Origin of the sequence: Burkholderia sp. Bp8991, from assembly GCF_003853795.1 — a bacterium.
Taxonomy (GTDB): domain Bacteria; phylum Pseudomonadota; class Gammaproteobacteria; order Burkholderiales; family Burkholderiaceae; genus Burkholderia.
The window spans coordinates 355005-374984 of record NZ_QTQJ01000004.1 but is presented as its reverse complement, the minus strand read 5'-3'; the positions used below and the strand labels follow the sequence as shown (position 1 = coordinate 374984).

Sequence of the window (19980 nt, the reverse complement as noted above, 5' to 3'; positions counted from 1 at the left end):
GGTCGAGCTGAGGCCCGTGGACAGCGAGTTGATGCCGGTCGACGTCGAGGTGGACAGCGAGCCGATCGAGCTGTTAGCCGACGAGAGGCCGGTCGACAGCGAACTGATCGAGCTATTAGCCGACGAGAGACCGGTCGACGTGGAAGTCGACAGCGAGGCGACCGAGCTGTTGGCGGAACTGAGGCCCGTGGACAGCGAGTTGATGCCGGTCGAGGTCGAAGTGGACAGCGAGCCGATCGAGCTATTAGCCGACGACAGGCCGGTCGATGTGGAAGTCGACAGCGAAGCCACCGAGCTATTGGCCGAACTGAGTCCAGTCGACAGCGAACTGATACCGGTCGACGTGGAAGTCGACAGCGAAGCCACCGAGCTATTGGTCGAGCTGAGTCCAGTCGAAAGCGAGCCGATACCGGTCGACGTCGAAGTCGACAGCGAAGCGACCGAGCTATTGGCCGAGCTGAGTCCAGTCGACAGCGAACTGATACCGGTCGAAGTCGACGTAGACAGGCTGGCAATGCTCGACGTCGTCGTGCTGGCGACCGCATAAAGCTGGCTACCGTTGATCGCGTCCGTGCTGGTCGTGCTGACCAGGCCGGCGGCGACGTTCTGGATGCGCCGCTCCGCCCCGCCCGCACCGACGCTGACGACGCCCGCGGAGGAACTCGCGCCGGCGTAGGTGCCGAACGTCTGGCCGCCGATCGTCGTGCTGGTGACGGAACCCGTGCCGCCGGTCGCCGTGTTCGCGGCGCCGATCGTGGCGGCATTGGAGCCGAGCGCGACCGAGCCAGCCACGTTTGCATTGGCACCGGACCCGAAGGCCTGCGCGTTGGTGGCGCTGGAGACCGCGGTATCGCCGATCGCGACGCCGCCGGCCGCGGTGGCCGCGCTGCTGTTGCCCAATGCGACCGAGCCTTGACCGGTCGCGGAATTGGCATTGCCGATCGCGACGGCGCCCTGGCCGTTCGACGCGTCGTTTGCACCGAGCGCAACGGCGCCCGTACCGATCGCCGAGTTCGGGTCGCCGATCGCGACCGCGCCGTTGCCCGTCGCCGTTTGGCCGCGACCGATTGCCACGGCCCCGCCGATCGCCGTGCTGCTGTTGGCCGTCGTACCGCTCGAGCCGATCGCAACGTTCTGGCCGATCGCGCCGGACACGACGCCATCGCCTTGGGCGATGCCGAAGGCGCCGTTGACCGTCGCGCCGCGACCCATTGCAATGCCGGAAGTCGCGGTCGTCGCGACGGACGACTGGCCACCGATCGCGATGCCATCCGATGCGGCCGACGACGCGGCTGCCGTCGTATTGCCGCCGATTGCGATGGATCCTGCGCCCGTCGCCTTGGCGCCGGAATACGAGCCGGATGCGCCACCGCTGCCGATGGCAACCGAGCTCACGCCCGATGCAGTAGAAAAATTGCCATAAGCCGAGGCGGCCGTACCGCTGGCCGTTGCCGAATTGCCGGCGGCAATGGCGTTCGCACCGCTCGCGGACGAGAAATTGCCGAGCGCTGTGGTGAAGTTTCCGCTTGCGTTTGCCGTGTTGCCGTATGCCGACGCGTCCTGCCCGTTAGCGGTGGCCAGATAGCCGACCGCGGTTGCCGAGGTTGCGGACGCCGTACCCGTCGTGCCTTGCGCAAAGGCATTCTGGCCAATGGCGATATCGCCACTTCCGAGGGCTTTCGACGTACCGAACGCAATCGAGTTGCCGCCGGCACCCGTTGCCGACGAACCCATCACGACCGCATTGTTGCCACTGGCGGTCGATGCGACGCCGATCGCGATCGCCGACGTCGCGCCTGACGTGACTGACGACTGACCGCCGATCGCGATCGAGTCCGAAGCGGCTGCTTGCGCGCCCTTGGTTGCGTTACTGCCGATCGCGATTGCACCCGCACCCGATGCGATGGTCGAGTTTGCCTGGGACAGCGGCGTCGTGCCGTTACCGCCCGCGCCGCCGATCGCGACCGAGTTCAGCGCGTTCGCGGTCGAGCCGAAGCCGAGCGCGGTGGACCCGGCGCCGCTGGCGGTGGTTTCGAGGCCGGCGGCCGTGCCCCACAACGCAGCCGAGCTGAGGAAGCCCATGGCGGTGCCGCCCTTGCCGGTGACCTGAGAGTAGGTGCCGTAGACCGTCGCGGCGAGATTGTTGTTGCCGGATGCGTTACAGCCGGTCACGGTCGACCACGTACCCGAGCCGTCGGTCGGATACGAGTTGGTGTCGCCCATGGTTATGCGCCCGGCTGCCGTGCTGCCGCTGGAGGACGTACAGCTCGATGGCGAAAACTGTCCGAATCCGTTGACTGTCCCGGGGATGTAAGTCGCCGCGCTGGCGAACGATGGCAGACCGATCGTCAGCGCCGCGAGGGCCGCGACCACAACGGCGGACTTGTTCGGCTTGCCCCGTGCCGAATCGTGTTCGGATGCCGCGACCCAGGCGCCAAGGGCTTCGTTCCAGATCGAGCGGTATGTGCGGTTCATGTCCTACTACCTCCAAATATGCACGCCACACACCGGTCTCTTTCGTTAGAGGAATCTGCCGTGCGCTCGCGCGAATCTTAAAATTGATGGGCGGAGTTTATTTGAGGCGATATTTTGAGATTGACAAACAGTGATAAATCGAAGGTTTTGGAAGTTAAAAGATGGTTAATAGATTGTGTTTTGAGCTGTTGGTGTGTAAGAAAGTTGAAAATGACTGGAAGGTGGAGTGAAGGTCTCGTGCGGATGCGGTGATGGATGAAAAAAACCATAAAAATCAACGTTGTGACGTGGTTTTGTGTGTGTTGCCGCACATTTGGTAACCAAAAAAGTAAGACAAATGAAACGACAAACGTTTGCGGCAAACGTTTGCCTTTCTGTGTTGTAATGTTTGGCGGGACACTGGCTTGTATGCATTCGAGACTCTTGTTAATTTATTAATACGAGATTTGATGTGGATTTTTAATTGTATTTATTGATTTTCTGGGATATCAAAAAAAACATGAGCTCCAGATTGTCTGATTATGCTGGTTTGCGCATCTCATCGGCCGCGCGCGCCCGTGGGGCGGGCCTTCGCCGGCCGCCCGTTTCACAAAGTTGTAAAAAAGTGCTACAGGTGCATTGGTACGGCGATTGGGATTCCACTTCGGAATCTGTTCAATTGACGTACTTCATATGACGGGTTGGGGCAGGGGGAGACGAGGTGCCAGATCGCCCGCGCCGGGCAGTCTTGCAACCGGAGTCGTTGCGATGAGGTGGCGGGGCGTCCACGATGACGGCTGAAGACGCGAACGAAGGGGAGCAACGGGGAGCCGCGAGCAGGAAACCCGGATCTGCTTCACGGTGACTCGACCGCGCTGGCAAGGGGGCATTCCGCGGGAGAGAAAGACGATACGCAAGCGCGTCGGATGAGCACCGTCAGGCTGATGGGTGTCCGTTGACTGGCGTGATGTCGCACCCAAATCGCCGGATGCGAGCCGGGATGTGGTTCGTTCTCGTCCGCAAGGGGGAACCGCGATGAGGATGGCAGCCGCGGCAACGCGCCCCGGTTCTGCCACCCGGTCCGGGCGGCGCCGTACATCGTCCCGGACAATGCGCCGGCGGCCGGCCTGCACCGCCGGCAACCCGCCGCCGCAGCCTTATTTCCGCATGAATCGCAGCGCGAGGCGCGCCATGCGCGGCACGAACATCGGGCGCAGCAGCCGTTTGTCGTACCCGGCCATGCGCCGGTCGTTCTCGCTGACGCACAGTTCGATCAGTTCGCGCGGATTTAGCGCATCGCCGATGTCGGCAGTGCTCGTCGCCGGAAAGTTCGCGTCGTGCGCGACGCCGTCCGCATCGATCCCGCGCGCGATGCCGATGCGTTCCCGGATCAGGAATGCCCACACGGCCGCCACCCGCGCGAAGAACCACGGCCGGCGCCACCACGGCAAACTCCGCCAGTACCATGCATACCAGTTCACGAAGAACAGGATGTGCCGGCCTTCCTCCTGGATCACGGGCTCGAAGGTGTCGACGAGTTCGGGCGGGAAATAGCCGGAGCGTTGCGCGGAGCGGAACAGGCCGAACGCGAAGAAGCTGTCGATGCATTCGCTGAAGCCGGTCACCATCCACGACCACTCGGGGTCCTTCGGTGCCGGATAGGCCGGTTCGGGGGCGAGCTTGATGCCGTATGCCTGGACCAGCTTCGACAGCACGACCTTGTGCCGAGCTTCCTCGGCGCCGTCCATCTCGAGCGCCCGGCGCAGCAGCGGATCGCCGACGGTTGCGGCGAAGGTGGCGACGCGGATCGACGCGCGGCCTTCGGTCTGCACGGCGATGTCCCAGATCGGCAGCGACGTGAGCCGCTTGAGTTCGTCGGGCTTGAGCGGCGGCCAGTCGATGACGGCCGGTTTGTACGGGTTGTGCGTATCGAGCAGCATGCGGCAGAACATTTGCCTGTGCGCATCGGAACCGATCCTGACCGGACCTTGACGTTCGAAGGTCCAGTTGCGCATGGCGTGATCTGCCGCTGCATGGTCTTCCTGCAGCGTGTCGGACATGGCTGTTGTTATGCGATTACGAGACGAAAGATTCTTGCATAGCTTCCGTAATCGCGCATTTTCGAGCGGCCCTGCGCTGCCGGGTGCCGCGCTCAGGCCTGTGTATCGACCCAGAGGCGTCCCCAGCGGGACGCATATGCGAGCGCGTGTTCCTCTTCGAAGAAGAAATCGATTGCGTCGAACGATACGGCGCGCGGCGACGGGCCGCCGCTTGCCTTCTCGATCGTCAGGTTCGCGGCGAACAGCCCGTTCGGCAGCCGGGCGGCGGCGGGGGCGACTTCGTAGCCCTTGTAACGGATCGTGCGGTTCATGGCGTGCGCATGGAAGGTTCGGGCTTTCAGCGTACGAAAACCCGCGGCCCGCGTGAACCAATCTTTCGGCCAATGCAAATCACGTGGTGGGCCGGATCGTTATCGGGGTGGGGAGCCGGCATGAACCAGGCGGCAGCGCTGCGATGCGCGCCGGACTGCCAGACGCGCGCAGCCCGCGCGCGGCGAACGTCGTCGGCCGGGCGCGGGCTGCGGGGAGGCGGGGATTACTGGTTGGCGATCTTCAGCACGGGCGCGAGCGCGTCGACCGACGCGGCATGCGTGGCCGCGCGATGCGATGCGAACGCGAGCGCGAATTCGGCTGCCTGCGAGCCGACGGTCTCGAGCTGTGCGACGACCTTCGGATCCGAGCAGCTGTCGGCGCTCTCGAAGCGCGTTTCGAGCGTGTTCACGGTGGCGCCGAACGGGGTCGGCCAGCCGCGCAGCGCGTGGACGATCGAGCGCAGCGACGTCAGCACGGTGCCGGCGGCCTGCCAGCCGTAGGCCGTGACGATCAGGCCGACCGCGCGACCGTCGAGGTACGGGCGCTCGTCGGCGCGCAGTTCCTCGAGCGTGTCGAGCGCGTTCTTCACGAGGCCGGACACGCCGCCGTGATAGCCGGGCGTCGCGATGATGATCGCGTCGGCTTCGCGCACGGTGTCGATCAGTTCTCGCTGCGCGTCGGTCAGCGTCTTGTGTTCGGGGGCGTAGTGCGGCAGCGTATGCAGGAACGGGCCGTCGAACAGGCGCGTGCGTGCGCCGGCGGCTTGCGCGCCGCGCAGCGCGAACGACAGCGCGCGCTCGGTCGACGACGCGGCCCGGGTGGTGCCGCCGATGCCGACCACGAACGGGCGGCGGTGTTGATCGAATGCAGTCAAAGGGCGCTCCTTGGGGATGGCTTGCCCGGCTAAGCACAGGCTTAAAACCAGATGGTAACGACCCCGCCGCCACTCTGAAAACGACTTTTCGTTCTATCGATATGCCAGGCACGCGGGGCGCGCGTGCGCGCGGCGACGCAGATGGATAGCAGAAATGCTTGGTTGGGACGGCGAGCCGCGCTCGATAAGATGGACCCGTCTCCTCCATGAATGTCTCTACTGACATGGGTTGGCCCCGCCGCGCGGATGCAGGCGGGGCTTTTTTTAGTCCGGCGCCGGAAAGGGGGCGCGATGCGCGGGGTTACTCGAACACCGGCCGGAAGAAGCTGCGCTCGTAGCTGACGATGCAGCGTGTTTCCTCTGCATACCGGAATGCGGCCTGACACGCGGGATCGGCCTTCGAGCGTTCGCGATAGCGCTCGTACTCGGCGAGACTCGGGAACGAGAACATCGCGAGCGCGATGTTGCTGGCGCCCTCGGAAGGCAGGAAGTAGCCGTGGTGCGTGCCGCCGAATTGCTCGACGAGCGGAATCCACATCTTGCCGTAGGTTTCGAACTGCTCGAGTTTGTACGGATCGATGACGTAGCGAAGGAAGCAGGTGACCATGGGCGCTCGCGGTGCGGTGGAGGATCAGCGAGTCTGGAGCGCGTCGCCGGGTGTGTCAACGACGACGCGGGGCGCTCGCGCGGGGCATCGCAAGTCCGGAATCGCGCGGCATGGGGTCGGCGACGCAGTGTGCGTCACGCATTGCTTGCAGGCACAACGATCGGTGTGTCCGACCACGTGACCGAAGGCGCCGGACGCATGAAAATGCACACCGTCGCGCCATCGCCTCGCTTCGAATTCTCGTCTTTTTTACGACATTTTTTCTTGCGACGCCTCGCGGCGCGCTCCTAGACTTCGGTCATCCTGACCACGGAGCGCTGCCATGTCGATATCCCGGAACACGATCGCCGAACGTTCACCCGCCGCGCCACCTGCCGTGCGCGCCGACCGGGTCATCGTGCGGCGCTTCGATCCGGCAGTCGACAGCTACACGCAGCTCACCGCGCTGCTGCATCGTGCGTTCGCGCGACTCGGCGCGATGGGGCTCAACTGTACGTGTGTCGACCAGGCCGAGGAGGTCACGCGTCGCCGCGCGGAAGCGGGTGAATGTCATGTCGCGGTGTCTGGTGGTCGCGTCGTCGGCACGATGACGCTCTACGCCACCGATCCGGCGTCGCCGTGTTCGCTGTACCGTCGCGACGGCGTCGCGAGCGTGCGCCAGGTGGCCGTCGATCCCGGCTGGCAAGGCGGCGGGATCGGTGCGACGCTGCTCGCGTTTGCCGGGCAGTGGGCCGCGTTGCGCGGTTATTCGCTGCTCGCGCTCGATACGCCGCATCCCGCGTCGCATCTGCTGGCGTTCTACCGGGCCCAGGGCTTCGACGTCGTCGATATCGTGCGCTTCGCCGGCAAGCGCTATGACAGCGCGATCCTGTGCAGGCGTCCCGTCGCATGCGTCGCGCGTCGCATGCCGCCGGCATCGCGGCGGGGCGTACGGCCTGTCGTGACGGCGCAATCATGGGCGCTTCGCGCGATCGCGGCGATCCGGGCCGACTGGCGTGCGCGTCGCGGTACGCGCTCGCCGGCGATGGGGGCGGCCGGCGCGGCCAGCTGCCGCTCGTCGCCGTGGCGGCCGCGTCCGCACGGCCGCGTCGCGGCGCGAACGGTGTGAACGGTGTGAACTGCGCGAACGGTGCGAGCGGCACCGGCCTGATTCGGCGTGCCGGTGTGCCGGCGTGGTCCTACTCGTCGCGAGCAGGCGTGTCGCCGCCGCCGCGTGCGAGGCGCCATGCGATCGTGCCGAGCACGCCGACCGCGACGACCAGCGCACCCCACAGCACGTAACGGCGGGCCGCATCCGTATCGGCTGCCGGCCCGGGCGCGACCGCCGAGGCCGGCAGCGCCGCACCGACGCGCGCGGGCCGCACCTCAGGCGCCATTCCGACCAGCAGCGCATCGCGGCTCACGGCCGACGACGGCAGCGACGCATTGCCGACACCGAGCGTGAACGGCGGCGTGCCGCGCGCGACGAAGGTCAGGGCGGCCGGATGCCAGCCGACCGCGACGGCCGGCTGGCCGCCGCCGAGCCCGCCGTTGCGCATGTCGACGATGATTCGCCACGCGCGATCGGGATTCGATGCGAACGCCAGCGGAGGGTTGCGCTGTTCGCCGCCCTTGCCCTGCAGCCGGAACAGCACGGCATTGGCGACCTCGCGCCACGGCGCCTGCGCGTCGGGGCGACTCTGCAGCGTTGCGCGCGCAACCGTATTCGGTTGCGGCAGGTCGATGCGCACGCGGTCGACCGGATAGGCGCCATCGGTATCGAACAGATACTCGCCGGGCGCGCCGCCGGCCCGCACGTGTACGGCTTCGCGCCATTGACGCGGCACGGCAGCGGAGTCCGCCGTGCGCGCATCGTGCGGTTGCGTTTCGATCTCGATCGATCCGATCGCGGGCGCGCCGTCGAGCCAGTCGAGCCGCAGGTAGCGCGGTCCCGCGCCCTCGAGCGCGATGCGTTCCTGCACCAGCAGGTCGCCGCCGCGGCCGACCTTCAGCAGTTGCGTGCTGCCGAGCGAGCGCCAGCTGCGCAGGTCGTCGCTCGCTTCGACGGCGACACGGCCCTGGTAGCTGTCGTCGCTCACATGCACGAGCAGCGCGTCGACCTCGCCGTCCGCATGCGACAGGTCGACGAGATCGGCCGCATGTTTCGCGCGAGCCGGTGCGGTGACGGCCGCGCGCAGCGAGCCGTCCGGCGCGACCGACACGCCGAGCGGCGCCTGACCGTCGTCGGCGCGCGCGGGCGGCAGCGGGAACCAGTGCACCGGCGTGCGCGCCGGCGGCACGGCGGCCGCCGCAGGCGCATCGAGCGAATACGGCACGGGCTCGCCGGCGCCGTTGAACACGCGCACGTCGCCGAGATCGTCGCGCCGGCTGGCCGCATAGACGGCCTGCGGCACGGTGAGCTGGTAATACGCGGCGCTGCCGTCGAGATCGAGCGAGAAGCGCCGGGCGACGCGTTCCGCGCCGGGGGCGCCGTCGGCCGTCGCGAACGACGTCAGCAGGCTCAGGCCGAGCAGGGCTGCGAGTCGTTTCATGGTTGGGTGTCGCCCGGTTGGCCCGCGGCCTTCGGCGGCAGCGGCGAGAAATAGCCGATCAACAGCAGCAGGATGCCGATGCCGATGAACGACACGATGCGTTCGATGCCGGTGACGTGCGACAGGTCGAACAGGAACAGCTTGATCACCGTGAGCGCGAGGAGTGCGGCGCCGACGAACCACAGCGGACGCAAGCCGCGGCGTGTGGCCCAGATCATCGTCGCGAGCGCGCAGAGCGTCCAGTACACGGAGACCGACGCCTGCACGAGCGTCGATTCCGCCATCGCGTCGAATGCGTACGGCACGCCGGTCCAGTGATGCAGCGTGCGCAGCAGGATCGCGTTCAGCCACAGGAAGGCCGTTGCGCCGGCCACGCCGAGCAGTTCGACGCGATAGTTGCCGAACGGCCAGCCGAGCGTGCGCGCACGCACGAACCACGACGCGGCGAGCGCATAGACCACCACCAGCACGAGGTCGAGCGGATTGAGCAGAGGAATGCGCGCCCAGCTGCCGCCGTCCTGCGTGAAGTTCGCGTAGAAGGTCCAGGCCCACATCACGACGATCAGCGGCAGCGACGCGAGCGCGCACACGCGCGCGATGCCGTTGCGGCGCGTCAGCCACATGCCGGCGAACGCGAACAGGCTCCAGCCGACCATGAACACCTGCTGGACGCCGAACGACGACAGCACGGCGTCGATGTCGTAGGCCAGGTGGAAACGCTGATGCAGCGTGCGCAGCAGCAGCGCGTTGAACCACAGGAACACGGTCGCGAGCGCGGCGAGGTCGGCCGCCAGCGGATGCCAGGTGACCCCGAGCGTCTTCAGGCGGCGCAGCCAGGTGGCGAACGCGACGAAGATCAGCAGTTGCGCGACGTCGAGCGGATTGAGCAGCGGCAGCCAGAACAGCGGCGACGCATCGCCGTCGCTCGTCACGCTGGCGATGCTCCACAGCCACAGCAGCGCGGCGAGCGGCGCAGCCCCCCATACCTGATACGCGCGCGGGAACGCGGCGACCGGCCAGCGCAGGCGCGAGCCGGGGCCCGACACCAGCAGAAGCAGCGCGCCGAAGCCGTAGGCCCACGCGCTCCAGCTCCACGCGCCTTCGGGGACGAACGCGCGCAGGCGCCAGAAGCCCTCGAGCGAGAACAGCCCGCACAACGTCCAGAACATCAGCGTGTGCAACGGCGCGATCACGGGAACGGGGATGGCCGCCACGGCCAACGTGCCCGCCGCGCCCGCCGCGCCCGCCGCGCCCGCCGCGCCCGCCGCGCTCGCCGCCGGACCGGCTGCCGCCGTGCCGCGCGACTGCCGCAGCAGCAGCGCATAGCATGCGATGACGGCGATCGGCCACGCGAAGGCGCCCATGCCCGACAGCGGCGCCTCGTGCGAATCGAACGCGCGCAACGCGAGGAGCGCGAGCACCGGCGTCAGCGCGAGTGCCGGCCATTCGGCGATCGGCCACGCGAGCTTGCGGCGCGCGACGTGCGCGAGCCACGCGGTGCCGGCGGCGAACAGCGCGGTCGCGTCGACGACGAACCGGTCCGCATGCAGGTCGACGTGACGGCCCGCGTAGACGAGGATCTCGTGCAGTCCGCCGCTCAGCCACCACAACAGCCCCCACGCCGCGGCGGCCGCGCCGACGTCCGGCATCCACGCGTGCCACGCGCGCGCTTCGTCGCGTCCGTGCAGCCACCAGCCCGTGAACAGCCCGGCGAGCGCGATCAGCAGCATCGCGATGTATGCGCTGTTGAGCACCGGCAGCGCGTTCGTGTCGGCCGGGCCGAGCAGGCTCGTGAAGAATGCGCCGGCCGCGGCGATCTGCATCAGCAGGCCGAAGCCGAACGGCGCAAGGCGTTTCTCGCGCACGCCGACCCACACGATCGCCGCGCCTTCGATCGCCCACGCGGCACTGGTCGTCGGGCCCGAGAACGCGAGCGGCACCGCGAGCGTCGCGAAGATCACCGCGAGCGCGAGCATCGCTTCGAACAGCAGCGCGAGACGATCGCGGCGCCGCGCGAGCCAGGCGGCGATCGCGACATAGAACGCCGACAGCGCGACCGCGCTCCATGCGAGCCCGAACGGCATGTCCTTCACGAGCGACGCCTGCAGCGCGGTCGCGACGATCGGCGTGCCGAACACGAGCGTGCCGTCGACATAGTGACGCAGCGCCAGTTCGCGTTTCACCGCGTACAGCAGCGCGATGCCGACATACATCAGGAAGAACAGGATCAGGAACGGCTCGGTGGTCGCGAACAGCGCGGGGCGGTACGCCGTCACGCCCCACGCCGAGCCGATCGTGAACGTGAACACGAAGCCGAGCAGGTTCAGCGGACGCCAGGCCTTGAACCACGCGATCGCGAAGATGCCTGCGTTCAGCAGTGCGTAGTAGCTGAACAGCGCGACATGGCTGCCGTGGCCGGTCGACAGCAGCACCGGCGCGAGAAAGCCGCCCGCGCTGCCCATGAACGCGAGCGGCAGCGCGTTCTGCTTCACCGCGAGGAACGCGCTCAGCGCGCACACCGCGACCATCAGCGGGAACGCCGCGCCGACCGGCAGCAGCGCGTAGAGCTTGGTCGCGGCGAAGATCGTCAGGTACAGGATGCCGATGCCGCCACCCTGCAGCACGAGACCGTACGCCGCGCGGCGCGCACGCACGCGCCAGCCGATCGCGAGCAGCGCGGCCGCGGCGAGCGCCGTGCCGGCCAGGCGGAATTCGATCGGCAGCATGTCGTTGTCGGCCGCGTACTTGAGCAGGAATGCGACGCCGAAGAACAGCACGATGATGCCGACGCGCACGACCGTGTTGCCGCCGAGCAGCCAGTCGCGCGCCGCGCGGAGCGCGCGTTCGGCGATACCGGGTTCGCGGGGTTCGGGCGGGGCGGGTGGGGCGGGCGGCGTGGTCGTTGCGGGCGCACTCGTCGGTGCGCCGGCGGCAGCAGGTGCGGCGCTCGTCCGCGTGGCGACTGCCGGCGCGGGCGCGGGCGCGGACGTCGACGACGGCACGCCGGCGCTCGCGACCGCAGGCTGCACGGATGGTCGAGGCGGGATCGCGGCGGGCGCAGGCGTGATGGCGGAGGGAGGCGTCGACGGCACCTGCGCGGCGCTGCCGGTCGCTGCGGCACCGGCCTTCGCGCCTGCGAGCTGGCCGCGCAGCACGTCGAGCTCGCGCGTGAGCGCGTCGACCGTCGCTTCGAGGCGCGCGACGCGATCGGCGAGCGGCACGGGAGCGGGTTGCGGCGTCGCGGAAATCGCGAACGCGTCGGGGGGCGTACCGCCGTGCGTGTGCTTGCGTTGCTGCAGCGCGTAGCCGATGCAGAACCCGGCCGCCGCACCGAGCAGCGCGCCGTTGGCGGCGGAGAAATCCCCGAACAATGCGGCGATACCGCCCACGATGAAACCGATTGCGGCAAAAGCCCAATTCATCGCCTTGCTCCCTCTCTCATTTCGTTATCGTCCTTCGATCGTCGCGCGGCGCGATCGAGGCTGTTTCCGTATGGCCGGCAGGCGAACCGGCGTGCGCGGACTGCCGGCGCAGCGCCATGCGCAAGGCGCGCGGCGACGTCGCGATCGGCGTGTTTGCCGGAATGTATCACAATGGCCATGGGGGATTTTCTGGGTTGCGGGCGGGCCGCGAAGCATGGCTGCCGCGCGTTCGCGGCGCCTGTTTTCGTACGACCATTCTTTTTCCCGGCGCCGGGCAGGCGAGACGGTCCGATCGGACGTGGAATTGTCGTAAAGCGACGCGCGGTTTTTGCGGGTTGTCGTAAAACGCCGCCGCTCGCGCGTCGCGCTGCTGCGCACAAGTCACGCCCGCGATGCCCGCCGGTGCTGGCTGTGCGCGTATTGCGTCGCCGCAATCGGGGGCCGCCGAGCGCTGCGCCCCGTGGGGCGGGGCTGCGGGGTGTGTCGTATTTGCGCAAGCGTTTGTCGTAATTCGTCGGCAGGTCGGGGTTTTTTCTGGCAACTATGTAGGCACGTTGAGTCACACGCGTGAGTCCCCGCTACACGAGGAGAAGGTTTCGATGGATGCCCCCAAGGTCGTAGTCGAAGGTCTGTGCAAGGTATTTGGAAGCAACCCGCAGCAGGCGCTCGACATGCTCGCCGCCGGCGCAACGAAAGACGATGTGCTCAAGCGTACCGGTCAGGTCGTCGGTGTGCACAACGTTTCGTTCGACGTGCAGGAAGGCGAAATATTCGTGCTGATGGGCCTGTCCGGCTCCGGCAAATCCACGCTGATCCGCCTCGTGAACCGGCTGGTCGATCCGAGCGCCGGCAAGGTGCTGATCGACGGGCTCGACGTCGCGTCGGCACGCCGCTCGGCGCTGACCGCGCTGCGCCGCAAGGACATGAGCATGGTGTTCCAGTCGTTCGCGCTGATGCCGCATCGCACCGTGGTGTCGAATGCCGCGTTCGGCCTCGAGGTCGCGGGCGTCGGCAAGAAGGAACGCGAACGCCGTGCGATGGAGGTGCTCGAGCAGGTCGGCCTCGCACCGTTCGCGCACAAGCTGCCGTCCGAGCTGTCGGGCGGCATGCAGCAGCGCGTCGGCCTGGCCCGCGCGCTGGCCGTGAACCCGTCGCTGATGATCATGGACGAGGCGTTCTCCGCGCTCGATCCGCTCAAGCGCCGCGAAATGCAGGACGTGCTGCTGCAACTGCAGAAGGAACAGCGCCGCACGATCATGTTCGTGTCGCACGATCTGGAAGAGGCGCTGCGCATCGGCAACCGCATCGCGATCATGGAAGGCGGCCGGCTCGTGCAGGTCGGCACGCCGCAGGACATCATCGCGAACCCGGCCGACGACTACGTGCGCGCGTTCTTCGACGGCATCGACACGAGCCGCTATCTGACGGCGGGCGACCTGATGCAGACGGGCGCCGTGCCGACCATGTCGAAGTGCGACGCCGCGAACGTCGCGGCGACGCTGAACGGCAGTGCCGAATATGCGTTCGTGCTCGACGCCGCACGCAAGATCCGCGGCTTCGTCACGCGCGAGGCGATTGGTCAGGACACGCCGTCGGTGCGGCCGATCGAAAGCATCCGGCGCGATGCGTCGCTCGAACATGTCGTCGCGCGCGTCGTCGCGAGCCCGAATGCACTGCCCGTCGTCGACGACGACGGCTGCTACTGCGGCTCGGTCGACCGCGCTCTTATCCTGAAGGCCATCACGCGTTCGCGAGGCTCCCATGTCTGAAATGATTCCGCTCGGTACCTGGGTCGACCAGTCCGTTCACTACCTGCTCGATCATGACGCGGCGACGTTCGATGCGATCGGCCGCGCGATCGAGGGTCTCGCCGCCTTCGTCGAGCACAGCCTGCAGGCGATCCCGATGTGGCTGATGATGGCGATCTTCATCGGCGTCGGCTTGTGGCGCGTGGGCTGGCGCTTCGCGCTGTTCACCACCGCGTCGCTGCTGCTGATCTTCGCGACGGGCTTCTGGGATCAGACGGTCATCACGCTCGGCCTCACGCTGTCGTCGACGATCATCAGCCTCGTGCTCGGCATTCCGCTCGGCATCTGGGCCGCGAAGAGCAAGTGGGTCGCCGCGATCGTGCGTCCGATCCTCGACCTGATGCAGACGATGCCCGCGTTCGTCTACCTGATTCCTGCCGCGATGCTGTTCGGTCTCGGCCGCGTGCCGGGGATCCTGTCGACGGTGATCTTCGCGATGCCGCCGGCCGTGCGCCTGACGAGCCTCGGCATCCGTCACGTGAACCGCGAGATCGTCGAAGCCGGCCAGGCATTCGGCTGCACGCCGTGGCAGCTGCTGTACAAGGTGCAGTTCCCGAACGCGCTGCCGTCGATCATGCAGGGCGTGAACCAGACCATCATGATGGCGCTGTCGATGGTGATCATCGCGTCGATGGTCGGCGCGGGTGGCCTCGGCAACGACGTGCTCGCAAGTATCCAGCGCCTCGACATCGGCCTCGGCTTCGAAAGCGGTCTGTCGGTCGTGCTGCTCGCGATCATTCTCGACCGCATCACCGAGAGCTTCGGCCGCGCGCCGGGCACCGCGAAAGCACCGCTGTTCTCGGGCCTGAAGCAGCTGTTCCGCGCGAAGGCCGCGCCCGCGCAAGCGTAAGCAACCAGCGGCCGGTTCGACTTCCGGCCGCATCTTCCGATTCGATACCGGCTTCCGTGGCGTTTGCCACGGGGCTGGCTGCGTGCAACCTGCTCAACCGTTCGCCAGGAGCTCGATGTGACGTCCGCCGCCGCTGCCGCCGTGCCCGCCGCTCGCGTTTCACCGGTTTCGTCCCTTGCCCATTTCGGCTTCCTGACGCTGCCGCACTTCTCGATGATCGCGTTCTCGAGCGCGGTCGAAGTGCTTCGGATGGCGAACTACGTCGGGCGTGCCGATCACTACCAGTGGTCGATCTATTCGCTCGACGGCGCCCCCGTGCGGGCCAGCAACGGCATCGCGGTGCGGCCGACCCAGGCGCTCGACTACACGAACCTGCCCGACGTGATGATCGTGTGCGGCGGGATTCACATCCGCGAGGTGGTCGACGACGGCGCGCGCGACACGCTCGCGGCGCTCGCCGAACGCGGGCTGCCGCTGGGCGGCATCTGCACCGGCGCGTATGCGCTGATGTCGGGCGGCCTGCTCGACGGCTATCGCTGCACCGTGCACTGGGAGAACCTGTCCGCGCTGCATGCGGAGTTTCCGCAGGTGGGGTTCGCCGACGAGCTGTTCGTCGTCGATCGCGACCGGCTCACCTGCACCGGCGGCACCGCGCCGCTCGACCTGATGCTGAATCTCGTCGGCATGCGTTTCGGCCAGCAGCTCGCCGCGCAGGTGTCCGAGCAGTTCATCCTCGAACGCATCCGCAGCTCGACCGATACGCAGCCGATCCCCGTCGATGCGCGCGTCGGCTTCTCGCGCGCGGAACTGATCGAGGTCGTGCGGCTGATGGAAGCGAACATCGAGGAGCCGCTGTCGCTCGAGGAACTCGCGCGGCTCGTGCGGCTGTCGCAGCGTCACCTGCAGCGGATGTTCAAGGTGTACCTGAACGTGTCGCCCACTCACTATTACCTGACGCTTCGGCTGAAACGCGCGCGCGACCTGCTGCGCACGACGGATGCGTCGATCGCGCGCGTGACGACGACGTGCGGATTCCATTCGCCGTGTCACTTCAGCAAGGCGTATCGCGCGCAGTTCGGTCACGCGCCGAGCTACGAGCGACGGTTGCCGGGGCGCTGACGCAACCCGCGCGAACCATTCGGTCCGCGACGCCGCCGGGATCGCGGCGCGCGGCTTCAACCATCGATCCCGCCCCCATGAAAAACGACGTCACTTTGAGGAGAAGACAGATGAAGCGCCAATTGATCGCAGCGGTATGCGGGATCGGGATGGCCGCGCCGATGTCGGCGGTTTATGCGGCCGACCCGCCCGTATGCAAGAACGTGCGCTTCGCGGACGTCGGCTGGACCGACATCGCTGCCACCACCGGTCTTGCAGCGACGATGCTGCAGGGGCTCGGCTACGCGCCGACCAAGACGATCGCGTCGGTGCCGATCACGTTCGCGGGCATCAAGAGCAAGCAGATCGACGTGTTCCTCGGCTACTGGTCGCCGACGATGGACCCGATCATCCAGCCGTTCACGAAGGCCGGCACGATCAAGGTGCTCACCACGCCCAACCTGACCGGCGCGAAATACACGCTCGCGGTGCCCGACTACGTGTACCAGGGCGGCCTGAAGTCGTTCGCCGACATCCAGAAGTACGCCGACAAGCTCAACGGCAAGATCTACGGGATCGAACCGGGCAACGACGGCAACCTGCTGATCAAGAAGATGATCGACGGCAACCAGTTCGGCCTCGGCAAGTTCAAGATGGTCGAGTCGAGCGAGGCCGGGATGCTGGTCGAGGTGAACCGCGCGATCCGCGACAAGCAGTGGATCGTGTTCCTCGGCTGGGAACCGCATCCGATGAACGTGCAGATGAAGATCGACTACCTGAGCGGCGGCGACGACGTGTTCGGCCCGAACTACGGCGAGGCGAAGGTGCTGACGGCCACGCCGCCGGACTACGCGCAGCGTTGCCCGAACGTCGCGAAGTTCGTGTCGAACCTGCAGTTCACGACGTCGATCGAGAACCACGTGATGTTGCCGATCATGAACAAGGAAGACCCGAACAAGGCCGCCGCCGAGTGGCTGAAGGCGAATCCGCAGGCGCTCGACAAGTGGCTGGCCGGCGTGACGACGCTCGACGGCAAGCCGGGCCTGCCGGCGGTGAAGGCGTATCTCGGCGTGCATTGAGCGTCGACGTGACCGGCGCGCTCGCCGAAGGCGGCGCGCCGGCGTGATGAAACGCGGCCCTCCCGTATCGTGCGGGCGGGCCGCGTTGCTTTCGGGCTGCGCGTCGATCGGCGCGAAGCCGGCCCGCGAACACCTCGTCACGATTCCTTCGTCGCCGCCGGCACGTCGAACACGCGATCGAACGCCCACTGGAACACGAACGCGTAGCAGAAGAAGAACGCGAACAGCCCGATGTCGACGACGAACGCGTCGAACCACGAGATGTCGAGCCACCACGATACGACCGGCACGAGGATGAAGATGAGCCCGCCCTCGAAGCCGGTCGCATGCAGGATCCGTCGCGCGAGCGTGCGCGCGGGCTGCCGGCGCGACGCTTCCCAGCGCTCGAACAGCGCGTTGAAGATCATGTTCCACAGCAGCGCGATCGCCGACATCGTCGCGGACAGCGCGCCCGAATAGACCAGACCCTGCTTGAAGAGCGCCGCGATCGCGGGCGAGATGCAGGAAATGGCGATCGCTTCGTAGAGCACCGCCTGCGTGATCCTGCGCGGTAGGCCTTGCACGTTGGTTCTCCGGTTCGACGGTTGCTGGTGCGTCGATGGTTGGGCGGTGGGTTGGCCGCTACTGCGTGCCGCGGCCGCCGTGCCGCGACGTCCCGGAAGGCTACCCGCGTTGCGCGCGTGCCTCAATTCACCTAATCTCACGCGGATTGAATCGAATTCAACCCGGCCGGATCCGGCCCGCGAGGCGTCGTGTTCTCGAAAATTCCCCTGACCGCATTGCGTGTATTCGAGTCGTGCGCGCGGCTCGGCACGTTCAAGGCGGCCGCCGACGAACTGTCCGTGACGCCGGCGGCCGTGTCGCATCAGATCAAGTCGCTCGAAAGCCGGCTCGGCGTGCTGCTGTTCGAGCGCGGCGCGAGCGGCGTGCGGTTGACGGACGAGGGCGGGCAACTGTTTCGTGCGTGTCACGACGCGCTGCTCGGCATGAGCCGCGGGCTCGATGCGCTGCGGCCCGCGACGGCCGATGCGCGCACGCTGGTGCTGACCACCACGCCCGCGTTCGCCGCGATGTGGCTGATTCCGCGGCTCGGCCGGTTCCGGCGCGTCGATCCGCAGTTGCACATCAAGGTGGAAACCGGCAACGCGCTCGTCGATCTCGAACGCGACGCGCGGGTCGATCTCGCGATCCGCGCGACGTCGCGCGCGTTTCCCGCGCTGCACGAGATCGCGCTGATCGACGAGTATTTCGGCGCGTATGCGGCGCGCGGCCTCGACGTCGGGCGCGCGAACGAGCGTATCGAGCTGATCGAGACCACCTGGGATACGCCGCTTCCCGTGTCGATCGACTGGGCATCGTGGTGCCGTGCGGCTGGTCGCGAAGCATGGCTCGAGCGCGCGGTGTTCCGCCATTACGACGACGAGCATTACGCGCTGCAGGCCGTGCTGCATGGGCAGGGTGTCGGGCTGCTCAGTTCGGTGCTGGCCGCCGAGCACGTCGAACGCGACGCGCTGACGCCGATCGATGCATCGGTGCGGCTCGCCGGCGCGCGTTTCGTCGCGCTGTGCCGGCCCGGGCGAGAGCGCGAGCCGCGGGTCCGGCGGTTTCTCGACTGGCTTGAAGCGGAAATCGTGCAGACGCGCGACGCGGTCGCGCGGATCGCGCCGCCGACGTAAAGCAACGGGCGGGCGCTTGCCGTCGGCACGCGCTGCGTGTGAGTCGTTCGTTATCCGAAGCGCACGCAATACACCGGTGGCAAATGCGCGGAGACCTGCCGCCAGTTTTCGCCGCCGTCCGCGGAGGTCCATAACCCGCCCGTCGTCGACGCCATCGCGAGACGCGTGCCGGAGTCGTCCACCGCGAGCCCGTGCCGATAGACGAGATCGTAGGCCGGCGCAGGCGGCAACCCGTTCGACAGGCTCTCGAAGCTGCGGCCGCCGTCGCGCGTGCGCGTGACGACGAAGCGGCCGTTCACCGGAATCCGGCACGCATCCTTCACGGCGGGGACGAACCACGCAGTGTCGGGGTCTGCCGGATGCACGGCGACCGCGAAGCCGAAGCTCGATGGCTGCGCTTCGATCCGCTGCCAGTGCGCGGCACCGTCGGTCGAGCGGAAGATCGCGCAGTGATGCTGGGTCCACAGCACATCGGGGTTGGCCGCGCACTGGACGACGCGATGCGGGTCCTGCACGTTGGGTTCGCCGCGCCGCTCGGGCGGCATGTAGTCGGCCTCCATGCCGTCGGCGCTGACGCGCCAGGTCGCGCCGCCGTCGAAGGTCTGCCAGACGCCGCCGCACGAGATGCCGATCGTCACGTGCCGGCTGTCGCGCGGATCGACCATCACCGAATGGATGCCCGGCGCATCGTAGCCGCCACCGAACCACTCGGGGCGCTCCGGGCGATCCCACAGCGGGCGGTTGAGCGCCCACGAATCGCCGCCGTCATCGGAGCGGAAGAGGCCGCCCGGTATCGTGCCGGCCCACAATACGCCCGGTTCGTCCGCGCCGCCGGCTTCGAGCGACCAGATCTGCTGAAGCGTCCACGGCGGGCGGGGCGGGGTGGGCGCTTCGTCGTGCGCGTCGCCGGTGCCGGCATGGGCGCTGACGTCGGCGCGCGGTTCATCGGCGGGCTGCGGCGGATAGACGGGGACCGCACATTCTTCCCATGCGGTGGCACCGGCACGCCTGCGGTGCAGCTTGACCCCGAAATGGCCGAGATTGAGCGCCGCGTACAGCGTGCCGTCGCGCGGGTCGGCCAGTGCCATGCTGACCGGTTCGCCGACGAAGTGCGGCTCGCCGAGCGCCCAGCCGCCGTTGCCGTCGGCGTGCAGCACGAACAGGCCCTTGCGGGTCGCGACGAGCAGTCGATCGTTCATGTCGGATGTC

The 19980-nt window shown here is 67.6% G+C and carries 14 protein-coding genes and 1 pseudogene; 6 read left to right on the top strand and 9 right to left on the bottom strand.

Going from position 1 to position 19980, the window contains the following annotated elements; translation table 11 throughout:
* From DIE02_RS07175 to DIE02_RS07155, 5 genes are all read right to left on the bottom strand, one after another.
* A partial coding sequence (locus tag DIE02_RS07175; RefSeq protein ID WP_260441489.1) for an ESPR-type extended signal peptide-containing protein occupies nucleotides 1-2475 on the bottom strand: 2475 nt, incomplete at its 3' end.
* A 1136-nt stretch (nucleotides 2476-3611) separates the two neighbouring features.
* Nucleotides 3612-4514, bottom strand: coding sequence for a ferritin-like domain-containing protein (locus tag DIE02_RS07170; RefSeq protein ID WP_124485089.1), 903 nt, complete (start codon nucleotides 4512-4514; stop codon nucleotides 3612-3614).
* A 92-nt stretch (nucleotides 4515-4606) separates the two neighbouring features.
* A complete protein-coding gene (locus DIE02_RS07165; protein WP_006749916.1) occupies nucleotides 4607-4825 on the bottom strand; it encodes a hypothetical protein in 219 nt (72 codons plus the stop codon).
* Between the two features lie 224 nt (nucleotides 4826-5049).
* Complete coding sequence (locus DIE02_RS07160) at nucleotides 5050-5700, bottom strand: NADPH-dependent FMN reductase (RefSeq protein ID WP_044844444.1); 651 nt, start codon at nucleotides 5698-5700, stop codon at nucleotides 5050-5052.
* Nucleotides 5701-6001: 301 nt separating this feature from the next.
* Entirely contained in the window at nucleotides 6002-6307 is a 306-nt protein-coding gene (locus DIE02_RS07155) for an NIPSNAP family protein (protein WP_124485090.1), read from the bottom strand.
* Nucleotides 6308-6629: 322 nt separating this feature from the next.
* On the opposite strand from DIE02_RS07155, the gene DIE02_RS07150 reads away from it, so the two are divergent.
* Nucleotides 6630-7415, top strand: coding sequence for a GNAT family N-acetyltransferase (locus tag DIE02_RS07150; RefSeq protein ID WP_124485091.1), 786 nt, complete (start codon nucleotides 6630-6632; stop codon nucleotides 7413-7415).
* Between the two features lie 70 nt (nucleotides 7416-7485).
* On the opposite strand, the gene DIE02_RS07145 is transcribed toward DIE02_RS07150, so the two are convergent.
* Together DIE02_RS07145 and DIE02_RS07140 are read right to left on the bottom strand one after the other, a co-directional pair.
* Nucleotides 7486-8838: a DUF3999 domain-containing protein gene (locus DIE02_RS07145; RefSeq protein ID WP_124485092.1), complete on the bottom strand. Its 1353-nt coding sequence runs from the start codon at nucleotides 8836-8838 to the stop codon at nucleotides 7486-7488.
* Nucleotides 8835-12260 (bottom strand): DUF2339 domain-containing protein, encoded by a 3426-nt coding sequence (locus DIE02_RS07140; protein ID WP_124528856.1) that lies wholly within the window; start codon nucleotides 12258-12260, stop codon nucleotides 8835-8837. The genes DIE02_RS07145 and DIE02_RS07140 overlap by 4 nt, the downstream gene beginning before the upstream one ends.
* A gap of 357 nt (nucleotides 12261-12617) precedes the next feature.
* On the opposite strand from DIE02_RS07140, the pseudogene DIE02_RS07135 reads away from it, so the two are divergent.
* The 4 genes and pseudogenes from DIE02_RS07135 to DIE02_RS07120 form a co-directional block, all read left to right on the top strand.
* A pseudogene (locus DIE02_RS07135) lies at nucleotides 12618-14029 on the top strand (glycine betaine/L-proline ABC transporter ATP-binding protein); the annotation flags it as partial.
* Nucleotides 14022-14918, top strand: a complete 897-nt coding sequence (gene choW / locus DIE02_RS07130) for a choline ABC transporter permease subunit (protein WP_044844439.1) — start codon at nucleotides 14022-14024, stop codon at nucleotides 14916-14918. The pseudogene DIE02_RS07135 and the gene choW, both read left to right, overlap by 8 nt.
* Nucleotides 14919-15035: 117 nt before the next feature.
* Nucleotides 15036-16037, top strand: coding sequence for a GlxA family transcriptional regulator (locus DIE02_RS07125; RefSeq protein ID WP_044844438.1), 1002 nt, complete (start codon nucleotides 15036-15038; stop codon nucleotides 16035-16037).
* A 110-nt stretch (nucleotides 16038-16147) separates the two neighbouring features.
* Nucleotides 16148-17095 carry a choline ABC transporter substrate-binding protein gene (locus tag DIE02_RS07120; RefSeq protein WP_124485094.1) on the top strand — a complete coding sequence of 316 codons (948 nt, stop codon included), beginning with the start codon at nucleotides 16148-16150 and terminating at the stop codon, nucleotides 17093-17095.
* A 137-nt stretch (nucleotides 17096-17232) separates the two neighbouring features.
* Here the strand turns inward: DIE02_RS07120 and DIE02_RS07115 are convergent, their stop codons facing one another.
* Nucleotides 17233-17658 carry a PACE efflux transporter gene (locus DIE02_RS07115; RefSeq protein ID WP_124485095.1) on the bottom strand — a complete coding sequence of 142 codons (426 nt, stop codon included), beginning with the start codon at nucleotides 17656-17658 and terminating at the stop codon, nucleotides 17233-17235.
* Between the two features lie 189 nt (nucleotides 17659-17847).
* On the opposite strand from DIE02_RS07115, the gene DIE02_RS07110 reads away from it, so the two are divergent.
* Nucleotides 17848-18771 (top strand): LysR substrate-binding domain-containing protein, encoded by a 924-nt coding sequence (locus DIE02_RS07110; RefSeq protein WP_124485096.1) that lies wholly within the window; start codon nucleotides 17848-17850, stop codon nucleotides 18769-18771.
* A gap of 50 nt (nucleotides 18772-18821) precedes the next feature.
* Here DIE02_RS07110 and DIE02_RS07105 read toward each other — a convergent pair whose 3' ends face one another.
* Entirely contained in the window at nucleotides 18822-19970 is a 1149-nt protein-coding gene (locus tag DIE02_RS07105) for an exo-alpha-sialidase (protein WP_124485097.1), read from the bottom strand.
* Nucleotides 19971-19980 lie beyond the last annotated feature (10 nt).